At 71.9% G+C, this 16290-nt stretch carries 11 protein-coding genes; 6 read left to right on the forward strand and 5 right to left on the reverse strand.

Features of this window, described 5'->3' with window-relative positions; genetic code table 11:
• Positions 1-85 precede the first annotated feature (85 nt).
• Positions 86-1039 (forward strand): TauD/TfdA dioxygenase family protein, encoded by a 954-nt coding sequence (locus ASC77_RS20210; RefSeq protein WP_056157095.1) that lies wholly within the window; start codon positions 86-88, stop codon positions 1037-1039.
• 49 nt (positions 1040-1088) lie between these two features.
• Here the strand turns inward: ASC77_RS20210 and ASC77_RS20215 are convergent, their stop codons facing one another.
• Genes ASC77_RS20215 through tmk form a run of 3 tightly spaced genes read right to left on the reverse strand, consistent with a single transcriptional unit; the run spans position 1089 to position 4473 of the window.
• Entirely contained in the window at positions 1089-2672 is a 1584-nt protein-coding gene (locus tag ASC77_RS20215; protein ID WP_235547828.1) for an alpha/beta hydrolase, read from the reverse strand.
• Positions 2669-3823: a DNA polymerase III subunit delta' gene (locus tag ASC77_RS20220; RefSeq protein WP_056157096.1), complete on the reverse strand. Its 1155-nt coding sequence runs from the start codon at positions 3821-3823 to the stop codon at positions 2669-2671. The genes ASC77_RS20215 and ASC77_RS20220 overlap by 4 nt, the downstream gene beginning before the upstream one ends.
• Positions 3820-4473, reverse strand: a complete 654-nt coding sequence (gene tmk / locus ASC77_RS20225) for a dTMP kinase (protein WP_056157265.1) — start codon at positions 4471-4473, stop codon at positions 3820-3822. Before tmk ends, ASC77_RS20220 begins: the two co-directional genes overlap by 4 nt.
• 93 nt (positions 4474-4566) lie before the next feature.
• Between tmk and ASC77_RS20230 the strand changes: the two genes are divergently transcribed.
• Positions 4567-5508, forward strand: a complete 942-nt coding sequence (locus ASC77_RS20230; protein WP_056157098.1) for a type IV toxin-antitoxin system AbiEi family antitoxin domain-containing protein — start codon at positions 4567-4569, stop codon at positions 5506-5508.
• Between the two features lie 49 nt (positions 5509-5557).
• Here the strand turns inward: ASC77_RS20230 and topA are convergent, their stop codons facing one another.
• Positions 5558-8260, reverse strand: coding sequence for a type I DNA topoisomerase (topA, locus tag ASC77_RS20235; RefSeq protein ID WP_200945069.1), 2703 nt, complete (start codon positions 8258-8260; stop codon positions 5558-5560).
• A 196-nt stretch (positions 8261-8456) separates the two neighbouring features.
• Here topA and ASC77_RS20240 point away from each other — a divergent pair, with 196 nt between their 5' ends.
• The 4 genes from ASC77_RS20240 to ASC77_RS20255 all read left to right on the forward strand — a co-directional run bounded on the left by ASC77_RS20240 (position 8457) and on the right by ASC77_RS20255 (position 14829).
• The gene (locus tag ASC77_RS20240) at positions 8457-8984 is read left to right on the forward strand and encodes a sigma-70 family RNA polymerase sigma factor (protein ID WP_162249841.1); all 528 of its coding nucleotides are present in this window, start codon (positions 8457-8459) and stop codon (positions 8982-8984) included.
• Between the two features lies 1 nt (position 8985).
• Entirely contained in the window at positions 8986-9681 is a 696-nt protein-coding gene (locus ASC77_RS20245; protein WP_056157104.1) for a hypothetical protein, read from the forward strand.
• Between the two features lie 105 nt (positions 9682-9786).
• A complete protein-coding gene (locus ASC77_RS20250; RefSeq protein ID WP_056157106.1) occupies positions 9787-14049 on the forward strand; it encodes a beta strand repeat-containing protein in 4263 nt (1420 codons plus the stop codon).
• Positions 14050-14100: 51 nt separating this feature from the next.
• Positions 14101-14829 (forward strand): hypothetical protein, encoded by a 729-nt coding sequence (locus ASC77_RS20255; RefSeq protein ID WP_056157107.1) that lies wholly within the window; start codon positions 14101-14103, stop codon positions 14827-14829.
• Between the two features lie 3 nt (positions 14830-14832).
• Here ASC77_RS20255 and ASC77_RS20260 read toward each other — a convergent pair whose 3' ends face one another.
• Positions 14833-16287: a methyltransferase gene (locus tag ASC77_RS20260; protein ID WP_056157109.1), complete on the reverse strand. Its 1455-nt coding sequence runs from the start codon at positions 16285-16287 to the stop codon at positions 14833-14835.
• Positions 16288-16290 lie beyond the last annotated feature (3 nt).

The raw sequence follows: 16290 nt of genomic DNA on the forward strand, positions 1-16290 counted from the left end.
CCTTCGAGTCACCGTGAGAGAAACCCTTGGCCGGGGCGGTCGACCTCCGGACAGTGGCGAGAGACCACCTTCTGAAAGGACCCTCATGACCATCAGCCTCGACCGGGAGACCGCCTCCGCAGCCGGCAACGTCACCGTCACCAAGCTCGGTGGGCGCATCGGTGCTCGCATCGACGGCGTCCGCCTCGGCGCCGACCTCGGAGACGCGACCGTGGCCGCGATCCGCGCCGCCCTCCTCGAGCACAAGGTGATCTTCTTCCGCGGCCAGTCCCACCTCGACGACGAGGGCCAGATCGCCTTCGCCGAGCAGCTCGGCCAGCTCACCACGGCCCACCCGACCGTCAACACCGGCAGCGCGCGGGTGCTCAGCCTCGCGGCCAACAAGGGCATGGCGGCCAACAGCTGGCACACCGACGTGACGTTCGTGGACCGAGTCCCGGCCATCAGCGTGCTCCGCGGCGTCGCCATCCCGGCGTACGGCGGCACCACCAACTGGGCCAACACCGTCACGGCGTACGAGACCCTGCCGGAGCCGCTGAAGGCGCTCGTCGACAACCTCTGGGCCGTGCACACCAACGACTACGACTACGCGGCCACCGCGGAGCAGGGCGACGCGGTCAACTACGACAAAGACAACGTCTTCCGTCGCCAGGAGTTCACCCGGATCAAGTTCCAGACCGAGCACCCGGTCGTGCGGGTGCACCCGGAGACCGGCGAGCGCTCACTCGTGCTCGGCCACTTCGTGAAGAACTTCGTCGGCCTCAACACCGCCGAGTCGCACGCGCTCTTCCAGCTGCTGCAGAACCGGGTCACCAAGCTCGAGAACACGATCCGGTGGACCTGGTCGCAGGGCGACGTGGCGGTCTGGGACAACCGCGCCACGCAGCACTACGCCGTCGCCGACTTCGACGAGCAGTACCGCGAGGTCCGGCGGATCACCGTCGCCGGCGACGTGCCGGTCAGCATCGACGGCGAGCACAGCCGAGTCATCCAGGGCGACGCCTCGGCGTTCTCGCGCCTGGACGAGCTCATCAGCTGACCCACGATCCGGGGCCCCGGGGACGCACCCTCCCCGGGGCTCCGTCATGTCAGCAGGACAGCCCGTCCTCGGGCACCGCGCCGGCGAGGAAGTAGTCGTCGACCGCGTCGTCGACGCAGGTGTTGCCCTCGGTGTAGCCGGTGTGGCCGTCGCCGTCGCGGCTGACCAGGACGCCGGACTCGAGCTGGCGGGCGAGGTGCACGGCCCAGTCGTACGGCGTGGCCGGGTCGCGCGTCGTACCGATGACGACGATCGGGGCGGCACCGGCCGCGCGGATGTCGCGCGGCTTCTCGGACGAGGTCACCTGCATCCCGCCGCAGCCGGTCAGGCCCCAGGCGAAGACGTCGCCGAACGTCGGGGACGCGGCCTCGAAGTCCGGCAGCTCGGTCGGCACCTCCGACGCCGGGATCGACCACGGGTCGTCGAGGCAGCTGATCGCGTAGAAGGCCTCGGTGCTGTTGTCGGTGTAGCCGTCGGGCCCGCGCGAGGAGTAGATGTCCGAGTAGCGCAGCAGCAGCGTCCCGTCGCCGTCGAAGGCCGCCCGCAGGCCCTGGGAGAGCGCGGGCCAGCTCTCGCGGCTGTAGAGCGGGAGGATCAGGCCGTAGAAGGCGTTGCCGACCTCCAGCTCGCGGTCACCGTCGGTCGGCAGCGGGTTGGCATCGACGTCGGCGAGCAGCTGCTGGATGCGGGCCAGCGCGGCGTCCAGGGTGTCGCCGAGGAAGCAGTCGTCCCCCTCCTCTGCGTCATCGAGGCAGCTCTGCACGTAGGCACGCAACGCGGTCTCGAACCCGCCCGCCTGCTGGAGGCTGAGCTCCCGCGAGCTCAGCGAGACGTCGACCGCACCGTCGAGGACCAGCCGACCGACCCGGTCGGGGAAGAGGTCGGCGTACGTCGCGCCGAGCTCGGTGCCGTAGGAGGCGCCGTAGTAGGTGAGGGTCGACTCGCCGAGCGCGGAGCGCAGGACGTCGAGGTCGCGCGCCGCCTCGATCGTCGTGACGTGGGCGGCCAGCGCCCCCGACCTCTCGGCACAGCCGGCGCCGATCGCGTCGACGAACCCGGTGTAGGTCCGGGCCTCGGCCGGGGTCTCGGGATCGGGGTCCTGCGCCACGTAGGCGTCCAGCTGGTCGTCGGAGAGGCAGTCGACCGGGTCGCTCGAACCCGTGCCGCGCGGGTCGAAGCCGACGATGTCGTAGGCCCGGAGCACGGGCGCCGTGAAGACGTTGCCGGGGACCGCGGCGCTCTCGGCGTAGTCGGTGCCGGGTGCGCCCGGTCCGCCCGGGTTGACGACGAGCGACCCGAGCCGCTGGCCGGGATCGGCCGCGGGCACCCGGAGCACCGCGATCCGGATCGTCTCGCCGCCGGGGTGCCGGTAGTCCAGCGGCACCTCGAGCGTCGAGCACAGGTCGATGCCGCCACGACACCAGTCCCAGGTCAGGGTCTGGGAGTAGAAGCGCGCGAGCCTGGGGCGGGGCGGCGTGTCCGACCCGGGAGCCGGGGTGCTGGTGGGGATCGACGCCGGGTCCGGTCGCTCGTCGGCGCCCCCGAGCACGGCGAGCGCGGCCACGCCGATCCCGGCCAGCACGAGCGCGGCAACGAGGACGAGCGCGACCCAGCGCACGAACCCGGGCTTCACCCGGCGCGCACCTCGGGTGCGACCAGGGCCAACATCATCGACTCGAGGGCGAGCGCCGGCTGGACGTTGAACTCGAGCATCTGCTCGCGGGCCTCGAAGATCGCCGCGATCCGACGCAGCTGGACCTCCGGCGTGCCGGTGCGCGCGAGCAGCTCGACGTCGCTGCGGATCTCCTCGTTGACGAGCGTGCCAGGGGCGCCGACCGAGACCGCGATGGCGTCGCGGTAGACCGAGACCAGGTCCATCAGCCCGCGGTCGACGACGTCGAGGTGGCGACGCTTGGCCCGGGTCTTCTGGTCCTTCTCCATGTCGCGCAGCGCGGGTGCGTACTCGCGCGGTCTGCGGCCGCGCTCGACCACGCCGTACGCCGCGTCGAGGTCGGCCTTGTCGCGGGCGTCGAGCTCGGAGGTGATCGCGTCGGCCTCCTGCTTCGCGACGTCGTTGAGCGTCGAGGCCCGGCTCATGCAGGCGCCGAGCGAGGTCAGCTGCGCGGGGATCGCGACGACCTCGCGGCGCCGGTTGCGGGTGTCCTCGTCCCGGGCCAGCGCCCGCGCCCGGCCGATGTGGCCCTGGCTGGCGCGCGCGGCGTACGACGCCAGCGCCTCGTTGACGCCCGCGGTGCGGTGCAGGAAGTCCGCGACCGCGTCGGTGGTCGGCGTCGCGAGGGTGATCAGGCGGCAGCGCGAGCGGATCGTCGGCAGCACGTCCTCGACGGTCGGGGTGCAGAGCATCCAGACGGTCCGCGCGGCCGGCTCCTCGATCGCCTTGAGCAGCGCGTTGCAGGCGCCCTCGGTGAGCCGGTCGGCGTCCTCGACGATGACGATCTGCCACCGGGGGCCGACGGGGCTCAGCGCGGAGCGGCGGACCAGCTCGCGGACCTCGTTGATGCCGATCGAGAGGCGCTCGGTGCGGACCACGGAGACGTCGGCGTGGGAGCCGGCGAGCACGGTGTGGCAGGCATGGCAGGTCCCGCAGCCGGGCGTCTCCTCCGCGCACTGCAGCGCGGCCGCGAACGCGACCGCGGCGTTGGACCGGCCCGACCCGGGCGGACCCGTGAAGAGGAAGGCGTGGCTCATGCCGTGCCCGGCCGCTGCGGCCTGCAGCGCCTCGACCGCCCGGTGCTGGCCGACCAGCGCGTCCCAGACGCTCATCGGCGCACGGCCTGCTCGAGCAGGGGCGCGACCGCCGCCTGGATCTGGGCGGCGATCTCGTCGATGTCGGCGCGGGCGTCGAGGACGAGGTAGTGGTCGGGGTCGGCCTTCGCCATGTCGACGAACGCGTCCCGTACCCGCTCGTGGAACTCGATCGACTCGCCCTCGATCCGGTCCCGACCGGCGAACCGGCTGAGACCGCGGCGCGGGTCGAGGTCGAGGACGACGGTCAGGTGGGGGCGCAGGTCGTGGGTGGCCCACCGGGCGACGTGCTCGACCTCGCCGGGCACCAGGGACCGCCCGGCGCCCTGGTAGGCGAGGGTCGAGTCGACGTAGCGGTCGGTGATGACCACGTCGCCGCGGTGCAGCGCCGGCAGGACGACCGTGTCGACGTGCTCGGACTTGTCGGCGGCGTAGAGCAGCGTCTCGGTGCGGTCAGACAGCTGGCCGGTCGAGGGGCTGAGCACGATGCGGCGCAGCTCGCGCCCGACGATCGTGTCGCCGGGCTCGAAGGTGAGCAGCACGGCGTACCCCTGCTCCTGCAGCCAGTCGCGCAGCAGCCCGGACTGCGTCGACTTGCCCGACCCCTCGCCGCCCTCGAAGCACACGAACACGCCCGTGTCGGCGTACGAGCCCGGCCAGTGCGTCACGACGTACACCCTAGGTGGCCGCACCGACGCGTGCTCTCCACAGGTGGGCAGTCGGGTCGTTTCGTCGGTCGGTGCCGCGGCGACGCTCCGGGGATGGATCCTGTCTCCGAGCTCCTGCGCGACCAGGACGGCGTGATCTCCCGACGACAGCTGATCGCCTGCGACCTCGACGCGCCGGCCGTCGCCCGCCTCCTCCGGCGCCGGGAGCTCGCCCGCGTCCATCCCGGCGTGTACGTCGAGCACACCGGACCGCTCTCGTGGCACCAACGCGCGTGGGCCGCCGTGCTGTTCTCCTGGCCCGCCGCGCTGAGCCACGACTCATCGCTGCGGGCGGCCGAGGGCCCGGGGCGCCGCGACCGCCACGAGGGGCTCATCCACGTCGCGGTCGCCCGCGACCGTCGCCTCATCGAGCCGACCGGCGTACGCCCCCACCGGGTGGGCGACCTGGCCGGACGCGCCCAGTGGAACCTCGGACCACCCCGGATCCGCTACGAGCACGCCGTACTCGACGTGGCAGCGCACGCGCCCACCGACCTGGACGCGATCGCGGAGCTGGCCAACGCGTGTGGATCGCGGCGCTCCACGGCCGACCGGATCCTGGGCGTGCTGGCGGACCGGCCACGGCAGGGCCGGCGAGCGTGGCTGTCGGGCGTCCTGTCTGACGTCGCTGCCGGCACGTGCTCGGCCCTCGAGCACGGCTACCTCACCCAGGTCGAGCGCCCGCACGGTCTCCCGACCGGGCAGCGCCAGGGCAGCCACCGGCACGCCGGGGTCCTCACGTTCCGCGACGTGGAGTACGCCGCCTGCAGCGTGGTCGTCGAGCTCGACGGCCGCCTCTTCCACGACTCCACCAGCCAGCGGGACCGGGACCTGGACCGCGACCTCGACGCCGCAGCCGGCGAGGGGGCCGCGACGATCAGGCTCTCGTGGGGCCAGGTCTTCGACCGCCCCTGCCAGACCGCCGCGCTCCTCGCCCGGGTGCTGCGGCGGCGAGGGTGGACCGGCGAGCCCGCCCGGTGCGAGAACTGTGGTTGATCCGATGCACCTGGTGCACCGGATCCACCACACTTCCGGGCGATAGGCCCTACGACTTCTTGGCGGCGGCCTTCTTGGTGGTCTTCTTCGCCGCCGACTTCTTGGCGGCGGCCTTCTTGGCCGGGGCCTTCTTCGTGGTCTTCTTGGCGGCCTTCTTGGCCGGACCCTTGGCGCGACGCTCGGCGAGCAGCTCGGCGGCCCGCTCGGGGGTGATCGCCTCGACCGAGTCCTCCTTGCGGAGGGTGGCGTTGTACTCGCCGTCGGTGACGTACTCGCCGAAGCGGCCGGCCTTCACGACGATCGGCTGCCCGGAGACCGGGTCGTTGCCGAGCTCCTTGAGCGGCGGGGCCGCGGCGGCGCGGCCGCGCTGCTTGGGCTGGGCGTAGATGCGCAGCGCCTCGTCGAGGGTGATGCTGAGCAGCTGGTCCTCGGAGGTCAGCGACCGGGAGTCGGTGCCCTTCTTGAGGTAGGGGCCGTAGCGACCGTTCTGCGCGGTGATCTCTTCACCGGACTCGGGGTCGGCGCCGACCACCCGCGGCAGCGAGAGCAGCTTGAGCGCGTCGTCGAGGGTGATCGTGTCGAGCGACATCGACTTGAAGAGTGACCCGGTGCGCGCCTTGTCGCCCTTCTTGGCGTCCTCGGGCAGCACCTCGGTGACGTAGGGCCCGAAGCGACCGTTCTTGGCGACCACGTGCAGCCCGGACTCCGGGTGGATGCCGAGCTCGATCTCCTCGCCGGCCGGGTTGGCCAGCAGCTCCTTGGCCTTCTCGAGGGTGAGCTCGTCGGGCGGCAGGTCGTCGGGCACGTTCGCGCGCACGGCGTACGGCGTGCCCTCGTCGTCCGGGCCCTCGAGGTAGGGGCCGTAGCGGCCGACCCGGAGGTTGATTCCCGCGTCGGGGCCGCCGACCGGGAAGGTCGCCAGCTCGCGCGCGTCGATGTCGCCGAGGCCGTCGACCAGAGGCTTCAGGCCCGCGACCGTGTCGGAGCCGTAGTAGAACTCGCCGAGCTCGGTCTGCAGGTCCTTGCGGCCACCGGCGATGTCATCGAGGACGTCCTCCATGCCCGCGGTGAACTCGTAGGAGATCTGACGCGGGAAGTGCTCCTCCAGCAGCCGGGTCACCGAGAACGCCAGCCACGCCGGGACCAGCGCCGTGCCCTTCTTGTAGACGTAGCCGCGGTTGAGGATCGTCCCGATGATCGACGCGTACGTCGACGGCCGGCCGATCTCGCGGTCCTCGAGCTCCTTGATCAGCGTGGCCTCGGTGTAGCGGGCCGGCGGCTTGGTCTCGTGGCCGTTGGCGCTCAGCGACGCGGCCGAGACGGGGTCGCCCTCGTGCAGGTCGGGCAGCGGCACCTGGTCGTCGTCGCTGCGCTTGCCGCCCTCGGTGCCCTCGACGTACGCCTTGAGGAACCCGTGGAAGGTGATGACGCGACCGGACGCGGAGAAGACGACGTCGCGGCCGTCGGCGGCGGCACCGCCGATCCGGACCGACACCGACTGGCCGACCGCGTCCTTCATCTGTGAGGCGACGGTGCGCATCCAGATCAGCTCGTAGACGCGGAACTGGTCGCCGGTCAGGCCGGTCTGCGCCGGGGTGCGGAACGACTCGCCTGCGGGCCGGATCGCCTCGTGCGCCTCCTGGGCGTTCTTGACCTTGCTCGTGTAGGTGCGCGGTGCGTCCGGCAGGTACTCCGCGCCGTACAGCTCCCGCACCTGGGTCCGGGCCGCGTTGATCGCGCCGCCCGACAGCGTGGTCGAGTCCGTACGCATGTAGGTGATGAAGCCGTTCTCGTAGAGGCGCTGCGCGACCGACATGGCCACCGACGCGCTCATCCCGAGCTTGCGGCTCGCCTCCTGCTGGAACGTGGTCGTGCGGAAGGGCGCGTAGGGCGAGCGTCGGTAGGGCTTCGCCTCGACGGAGCGGACGTCGTACGACGTGTCGCTGAGCGCCGAGACGAGCGCCTCGGCCGCGGTGCGGTCGAGGTGGACCCGCTCCTCCTTCTTGCTCTTGATCAGGCCGTCGGGCCCGAAGTCGGAGCCACCGGCGACCCGGCTGCCGTCGATCGAGTGGAGCTTCGCCGGGAACATCCGGGGCTCCTTGGACGCGCCGGCGTCGAAGGTGCCCTCGAGGTCCCAGTAGGACGCGACCCGGAAGGCCATCCGCTCGCGCTCCTTGGCGACGACCAGACGGGTGGCGACGGACTGGACGCGGCCGGCCGACAGGCCGGACATGACCTTCTTCCAGAGGACCGGGCTGACCTCGTAGCCGTACAGGCGGTCGAGGATGCGGCGCGCCTCCTGGGCCTCGACGAGGTCCATGTCGAGCTCGCGCGGGTTGTCGGCGGCGTCGAGGATCGCCTGCTTGGTGATCTCGTGGAAGACCATCCGCTTGACCGGGATGTCCTTCTTCGGCTTCAGCTCGTCGAGGAGGTGCCAGGCGATCGCCTCGCCCTCGCGGTCCTCATCGGTGGCGAGGTAGAGCTCGTCGGCGTCCTTGAGCAGGCTCTTGAGCTTGGTGATGTGCGACTTCTTGTCGCGCGGCACGACGTAGTAGGGCTCGAAGCCGTTGTCGACGTCGACCGCCAGGCGGCCCCACGGCTTGTCCTTGATCTTGGCCGGGGTGTCCGCGGCGCTCTGCGGGAGGTCGCGGATGTGGCCGATGGAGGACTCGACGACGTACCCCTGACCGAGGTACCCGCCGATGGTGCGGGCCTTCGCCGGGGACTCGACGATCACCAACTTGTGTGCCACTGGACCTGTCATTCCTTCGCTGTGCGGGAGGCGGACGCCCGGTGAGGGAGCCCACGGCCGAACACGGTAGCGCGTGTCGTCGACTTCTCATTCCCGAGCGTCTCGCGAGGATGGGGCTGACAGCCCTCAACGTTCCGGGCGCCTCGTCCGTCAATGCAGCGTAGGTGAGAGAGGCGAACCCGACTCGGAGGCAGCGGTGGAACGACGGTTGGACCCGGACTTCGCGGAGTTCGCGGCGGCGCAGACCCGGCCGCTGCTCGGCTTCGCGCACGCCCTCACGGCGAACCAGCACGACGCGTGGGACCTGACCCAGGAGACGCTCGCCCGGATGGGTGAGCGATGGGGCCGCTCCCGGTTCGACGAGCCGGCGGCGTACGCACGGACCGTGATGGTGCGGCTCAACATCGACCGGATCCGACGCCTGCGTCGTGAGCTGCCGCTCCTCGGCGGTCCTCGCGACGAGGTGCCGCCCGACCTCGTGGTCGACACGGTCGGCGAGACCGACGCCTGGCTGGTCGAGGCACTCGTCACGCTCTCACCCCGACAGCGCACCGCGCTGGCCCTGCGCTACGTCGAGGACCTCGACGTCCGCGCGATCGCGGCCCGGATGGGCTGCTCCGAGGGCACCGTCAAGAGCCAGCTGTCCCGCGGGACCGAGCGGCTCCGAGAGCACGCCCGCGAGCACGGACCCCTCCGTGTCGCGACCGGACGAGAGGACCGCTGAGATGACCGAGCAGCAGATCAGGGACGGGTACGCCCGCCTCGACGGGGCGCTGGCGCCGCCGATGGACACCGCCGAGCGGGTCGGCCGACGCGTCGCCGCCCGCCGCCGGCGCCGGCGTACGGCGGTCGCGGGCGTCGCCACGCTCGGTGTGCTCGCCGTCGGCGGCACCGTGGTCGCCCTGGCGAGCGGCGACGACGGCACCGCACCGTCCGTCGCCTCCGACACCGGGTCCGCGCCGGTGAGCACCCTGGTGATGACCCGGCCCGACGGCTCGACGTACGCGTTCGAGGACGTGACGGTCACGTGCACCGCACCCGCCTGGGACGACACCGAGGCGGCAGGTCGGATCTGGGCCTTCAGCCCCCGCCACGTCGAGGGTGGTCACGCGGTGGAGCCGTTCCTCTACTTCCAGGGCGTGGTCGACGAGATCCGCGGAGGCCGGACGGTCGACGTGACGTCCAACGGGCCCGACGACAACCCGGCAGGCGCCCTCGTGCTGTTCATGGCGGACTCGCCCGACGGCACCCGCCGCGCCAACGAGGTGTCGAGCACCGCGAGCGGGTCGGGCTCGGGCACGGTGCGGGTCGTGCGCGCGTCGTGCGACCCGACCCCGGTGCTCGAGCTGGAGGTCGACGCGACCCTCGCCAGCGAGCTGCGCGGCCGGGACGACCTCCAGGTCTCCGGCGGATTGCACTGACCTCTTACTGGTCTAGACAATCTGGTCTACTGTGCGAGGACGAGCACGCGGCCGCGTCTCGCCAGCGAGGATTCACGCTGACGTCCCCGCCCCTGGAGGCCCTGCATGCCCTCGTCCTCGTTCATCCCCCTGCGCCGTCTCGTCGCCCTGCTGGCTGCGGTGGTGCTCGTGCCGCTGGCCGTCGTGCTCGCGTCGGCACCCGCGCAGGCCGCTCCAGCGACTCTGACCGGCACCGTCGCCGACGGCCTCGGCGCACAGCTCGTCGGCGTCGCCGTGCAGGCGGTGGACGCGGCGACCCTGGCTGACGTTCCGGGCGCAGGTGCGAGCGACGTCACCGACGGCACCGGCAGCTACTCGCTCGACCTCGCCGCCGGCACCTACAAGATCCGCTACTCGAAGTCCGGGTACACCTCGGACTGGTTCGGCGGGGCGGATGCCTCCGTGATCACGGTCGACGGTGACGGCGTCGCGTCCATCGACGACGAGCCGATCGAGGACGGCGACCTCGGTCAGGTCGTGCTCAACAGCGTGACGACGCACACGATCTCCGGGACGGCGACGAAGTCCGGCGGCGACCCGCTGACGGGCATCCTCGTCGAGGTCTACACGAGCGACGACCACGACGACGTCGTGCAGAGCGTCACCACGTCGTCGAACGGCGCGTTCAGCTTCACCCTGCCCGAGGGCGTCTACCACGTGCAGCTGAGCGACTCCGGCCACGCGTACCTCCCGCGCTGGTACGGCGCCGGTGCCGGCGACACCCCGGACGACATCACGCTCAGCACCGACCGGGCGCTGGGCGCGATCACCCTGGCCCCGGTGCCCGCGGGGTCGGAGTTCCCGATCGCCGGACGGGTGCTCGACGCCAACGGCGAGATCATCACGGGGGTCCAGGTCGCCGTCGCCGTCGCCGCGGGGACCGGTGACTCCGGCACCGGCACGACGGACGTGGACGGCAAGTACAGCGTCTCGGTGCTGCCCGGGACCTACCGCGTGACGTTCTCAGGCACCGGCTTCGAGACCCGGCAGTACGGCGTGGACGGCGGGTCGTCGACGATCACCGTGGCCGCCGACGGGCAGCTGTCCACCGCCCCGACCGAGTCCCTCGCCGACAACCGGCTCGGCGACTTCACCCTGCCGAGCACGCCGTACGCCAAGACCGGGACGGTGCACGCCGCCAGCGGCGGCGCTGCGGCCCCGAACGTCACCGTGCGGGCCTTCCCCGCCGACTCGGACCTGCTGGCCGACGTCGTCGACACGACGACCACGGACAGCAACGGCGCCTACTCGCTCGACCTGCCGATCGGGACCTACCACGTCCAGGTCGTCGACCTGGACGGCACGGCGCCGGACTACCAGCCGACCTGGATCGGTGGCGCGACCCCGGCCGTCGTGAAGGTCGCGCAGACCGGGACGCTGACGATCAACGGCGGTTCGTCCGTCGCCACGCTCGGTGACGTGCAGCTGAGCGTCGCCAGCGGGACGACGGCGTACGACGTCAGCGGCGACGTCGTCGACGTCAACGGTGACCCGATCCCGTCCGCGACGGTGACGGCCGTGCCCCAGGACCCCACGCCGCCCGGCAACCAGGCGACTGCGACCACGAACGCCACCGGCCACTACGTCCTGTCGGTCAAGGCGGGCACCTACCGGATCAGCTACGCGGCCACCGACTTCAGCACCGGCTCCTACACCGGAGCCGGCACCGTGCCGGTCGACGTCGTCGTCTCCGGCACCGGCACGGTCACGGCCGGCACTGTCGAGGCGCCGGGCGGCGCACTCGACGACGTCGAGCTCACCGGCACCGCGACCTACCAGGTCACCGGCACGGTCCAGGACGCGACCAACGACGCGAACATCGTCGGCATCCACGTCACCGTGCACCCGACCAGCGACCCGAGCGCGACCGCCGGCACCGCTACCACCAACGCGTCCGGCGTCTACACGGTCCCCGGACTGACGGTCGGCACCTACACGATCAACTTCACCGACACCGACGGCGCGGGCCTCCAGTACGTCGGTGCGTCCTACGGCGGCAGCCCCGCGGTCGAGGTCAAGATCGCCCGGGGCGGCGGGGCGATCGTCGCCAACGTGACCCGGCCCGGCAACAACCTCGGCGTCACCAAGCTCGCCCGTTCGACGGCGGACACGACGTACGCCGTGAGCGGCGATCTCACCGACGCCAACGGCGACGCGATCGTGGGCGCCAGCGTGACCGCGGTCCCGCAGGGCACCACTCCGGGCGGCAACCAGGTCGTGAGGACGACCGACAACGACGGCCACTACGTGCTCGACCTCAAGGTCGGGACGTACCGGATCAAGTACGAAGCAACCTCCTTCAGCACAGCCTTCTACAGCAACGACAGCGCGCCGCCGGTGGTCGTCGACGTCGTCGTCGCCGACGGCGGAACCGTCACGGCGGGCGGTGTGACGGTGCCGAACCGGGTGCTCGAGGACGTCGCCCTCGTCGGCACGACCACCCACACGGTCACCGGCACGGTGAAGAGCGGCGGCACCGCCATCAGCGGGTTGTCCGTCAAGCTCTTCTCCACTGACGACAGCTCCGCCGCGATCGGCACGACCACCACGAACGGGTCCGGGGGCTACAGCTTCGGCGGCCTCAAGATCGGGACGTACCTGGTGCAGGTCGAGAGCACCAGCAGCTACGTCGGAGCCTGGTACGTCGACAGCGCCACCTCCGTGGCAGCGACCCCGGTGAAGATCGGGCAGGGCCTCACGATCTACTCGGGAGGCTCGCCGACCGCGCCCAACGGCACCCTGCTGACCATGAGCCTCGCCCCGGTCACCGCCGAGACGACCTACGTCGTCAACGGCGACGTCGTGGACGCCAACGGCGACGGCATCCTCGGCCGGCCCGTCACCGCCACCGCCGTCTCGGGCGGGCAGACGGCGAGCACCACCAGCGACAACGACGGTCACTTCGTCCTCAACCTGAAGCCCGGCTCCTACCGGGTCGACGTCGCGGGCAACTCCGACTTCGCCACCGGCTTCCTCACCTCCGACGACGCGACGCCGTCCTCGCTGGTGGTCGCCACCACCAGCCCGAACGTCACGGTCGACGGAGAGCCGGCGGCGGACGGCGACATCGGCTCGATCACGCTGGCCGGCCTGAAGTCCTATTCGGTGACCGGCACGGCGACCGACGGCAGCACCGGGCTGCCCGGCATCACGGTCGAAGCCCTCCCCTCCCAGACCTCGAACGCCGGGGCCAGCACGACCACGGGCGGAGGCGGCGCCTTCGGCCTCAGCCTCAAGATCGGCGCCTACCGGCTCCGCTTCACCGACAACACCAGCAACGCGACCCGCTACCAGCAGGCCTACTTCGGTGGCGAGCCCGCCAAGGAGGTCCAGATCGGCCAGGGCGGCGTCCTCACGGTCGACGGAGCCCCGACGACCCTCACGACGGTGCTCACCGCGGTCACCGCGGACACGACGTACGACCTGAAGGGCACGGTCTACGAGCCGGTCAACTTCGACCCCCTCAACGGCGTGACCGTCACCGCGATCCCGGTCGCCGGGACCGCGGCGTCCAACCAGCGGCAGGGCACGACCGGGCCCGACGCCACGCTCGGCGACGGTGGTGTCTACCGGATCCCGGTCAGGCCGGGCAAGTACCAGCTCAGGTTCGAGAAGTCGGGCTACCAGACCGCCTACCTGATGAACTTCGACGACACCACCGCGCCGGTGACCGTGACCGTCGGCCCGACGGGGGCGATCAGCGCTCCTGGCCTGGACCTGGTCGACGGCGTCCTGGACGACGTCCAGCTGCTCTTCCCGGCAGCGGCGTTCAAGGTGGCGCCGAAGCTGAGCGGCAAGGTCGTCGTCGGTCAGGTGGTGAGCACGACGTTCGGGGCGCTCCAGGGTGCGGCGATCGACAAGGACTACGTGACGATCGAGTGGTTCCTCGACGGCAAGCCGGCCGACGACTTCTCTTTCGGCAACTACTTCGAGAAGTTCAAGATCCCCGCTGTTGCTGCGACCAAGAAGCTGAGCTATCGGATCACCATCGACGACCCCGACGGCCTGCGCGCCGTGTCGGTCTTCACCAGCAAGCCGATCGCGGTCCCGAAGGCGCCGGCGACGGTGAAGGGCGTGTTCAAGAAGGGCAAGCTCGCGGTGACGCTCGCGGTGCCCGGCCTCCCCAAGCCGACCGGCGTCATCGTCGTCAAGGACGGCAAGAAGAAGGTCGCCACCATCAAGCTGACCGCCAAGAGCAAGGGCAAGGCGGTGCTGCCGCTGAGCAAGCTCAAGCTCAAGCCCGGCAAGCACACGCTCACGCTGTCGTACGCCGGGAGCAAGACGATCAACAAGGCGGCCGGCAAGGTGAAGATCACCGTCAAGAAGTAGGCCTGTGGAGGAGCCACGCGCCGGTCCGCCGGCGCGTGGCACCGTCCCGGCATGTACTCCGACACCTGGCACACACCCCTGGTCACCCACCTCGTCTTCGTCGACGGCCGTCTGGTCGAGTCCTGGCAGGAGCCGGCGACCGGCACCGAGTGGGGGTCGCACGTCCGCCCACCGGCTCCGCCGCCGGCGCCCCCGCCGCCTCCCCTGCACGAGCAGGTGCACACCTGGCTGGCCGAGGTGTGCGGCGGCCGGGCGGCGGTCGACGGGCTCGGCGTCGAGCCGTTGGACGACGACGCGATCGACCTGCCCGTCGAGTACCCGCAGGCGGCCCAGCGCCAGCGCATGGAGGCGACCGCCGAGCTGCTCGACTCGGTCGCGACCCGGCTCTTCGACCGCGAGATGTCCTACGCGTTCCGGCACGCCCTGCTGGCGTTGTGGGCCGACGACCCGGAGTCGGTGACCCGCGCCGCGACGGCGGCGCACCTCGCCGCCGGGATCTGCTGGGCCGTCGGCAAGGCCAACGGCGCCTTCCATCCCGTCGGCACCCGACGGGTCGGCACGATCCAGGACGCCTTCGCCCTGCGGTCCCCGGCGTCGTCCTACGGGAACGTCGTGGCCGCGACGCTGCGCGGCTTCCTGCCCCGGGCCGACCGCTGGGCACGCCCGGTCGGGGTGCCCGAGCTCGAGCCGCTCGGTCGCGCCGACCTGCTGACCGGCGCCACCCGCGAGCGGCTGGTCCGCCTCCGGGACCGGGCCCGCGCCGCCGCAGCGGCCGCGTGAGCGTCAGGCCTTGAGGAAGCCTTCCGCGACGAGCGCCCGCACGGTCGGGAGGTAGGTCGAGCGCGTGTCCTCGGCGTCGAGGTCGAGGAGCTCCGCGAGGGCGTCGAGGATCTGACCGACGCTGAGCTCGCCGTCGCACGCACCCACCAGGGCGGCCTCGACGGTGTCGGCCTGACGGGCCCGGCGCAGCCCGCGCTGCTGCCGCATCACGACCACCTCCGGGTCCGCGGCGCCCGGCGCGCCCACGGTCTCCTGCTGGATGTCCGGGCGGACCACGAGGTGGGAGTCGAGGTCGACCTCGGCGTCCCCGGCGGCCGCCCAGTCCAGGAGCGCGGGCGCGATCGGCTGCTCCACGTCGTACGGCCACTCGAGGAGCTCGCGCCTCGGCTGGGCCGCGCCGGAGCGACGCAGGTTGATCCAGCCGAAGCCGACCGCCTCGATGCCCTGCTGCTCGAACCACGAGACCCACGTGTCGTAGCGGGCGGCGTACTCCGGGCCGCCGTGCTGGCCGGCGTCCTTGAGCCAGAGCTCGACGTACGACGCGGGGTCGACGACCTCGCGCTGCACGACGTAGGCGTCGCACTCGTCGGCGACCCAGGAGCCCAGCCGCTCCTGCCAGTCGGTGCCGGCCGGGATCACCCAGTTGGCGAGCACCTGGCACCAGCCCCCCTCGGTGAGGTGGTCGGGCGCGGAGCGGACGATGTGCTCGACGACCCGATCGCCGGGGAGGCCGGAGTCGCGGTAGACCAGACGCTCGCCGGTGGCGGGCGAGATGACGAAGGGCGGGTTGGTCGCGATCAGGTCGAAGCGCTCACCGGCGACGGCCTCGAAGAACGAGCCGGCCCGGACGTCGACCGGGGTGCGGACGTCGTTGAGAGCCAGGGTGAAGCGGGTGAGCCGCAGAGCACGCTCGTTGACGTCCGTCGCGACGACGGCGCCGCTGTGGCCGGCCAGGTGCAGCGCCTGCACACCGCACCCGGTGCCGAGGTCGAGCGAGCGGCCCACCTGCTCGCGAATCGTCAGCTGGGCAAGGGATGTGGACGCCGAGCTGATCCCGAGCACGTGGTCCGGGCCGACCCGGTTGGGACCACCGTCGAGCCCGGGGGTCAGGTCGCTGACGACCCAGAGGTTCGCGCCGTCGGCGGCGTACGGGCGGACGTCGAGACGGGCAGCGACCTCGCCGACCGAGCGCTCGAGGAAGCCCTCGGCGGCGAGCCGGTCGACCAGTCCGGGCAGCGCGCGCTCGGCGTCGTCCAGGCCGACGACCGTCTGGAGCAGGAAGAGCCGGGTCAGGGTCTCGAGGGGGCTGCCGCCGCTCGTCCGCCGCAGCGCGGGGGTGGTCTCGTTGCGGGCGAGCGCGTCGTACGCCGCCGTCCCGAGCAGGTCAGCCACCTCGTCGTACGTGAAGTCGGCGTCGAGGAGGGCGGCGCGCAGGCGCTGCGGCAGGGACTCGGTCACCGC

The sequence above is a fragment of the Nocardioides sp. Root1257 genome (assembly GCF_001425175.1).
GTDB lineage: Bacteria > Actinomycetota > Actinomycetes > Propionibacteriales > Nocardioidaceae > Nocardioides.

What these genes read in the sequence shown, in the direction of transcription:
- ASC77_RS20210 (WP_056157095.1), top strand. Translation starts at nt 86, where the DNA reads ATGACCATCAGCCTCGACCGGGAGACCGCCTCCGCAGCCGGCAACGTC.
- ASC77_RS20220 (WP_056157096.1), bottom strand. Translation starts at nt 3,823, where the DNA reads ATGAGCGTCTGGGACGCGCTGGTCGGCCAGCACCGGGCGGTCGAGGCG.
- ASC77_RS20230 (WP_056157098.1), top strand. Translation starts at nt 4,567, where the DNA reads ATGGATCCTGTCTCCGAGCTCCTGCGCGACCAGGACGGCGTGATCTCC.
- ASC77_RS20245 (WP_056157104.1), top strand. Translation starts at nt 8,986, where the DNA reads ATGACCGAGCAGCAGATCAGGGACGGGTACGCCCGCCTCGACGGGGCG.
- ASC77_RS20250 (WP_056157106.1), top strand. Translation starts at nt 9,787, where the DNA reads ATGCCCTCGTCCTCGTTCATCCCCCTGCGCCGTCTCGTCGCCCTGCTG.
- ASC77_RS20255 (WP_056157107.1), top strand. Translation starts at nt 14,101, where the DNA reads ATGTACTCCGACACCTGGCACACACCCCTGGTCACCCACCTCGTCTTC.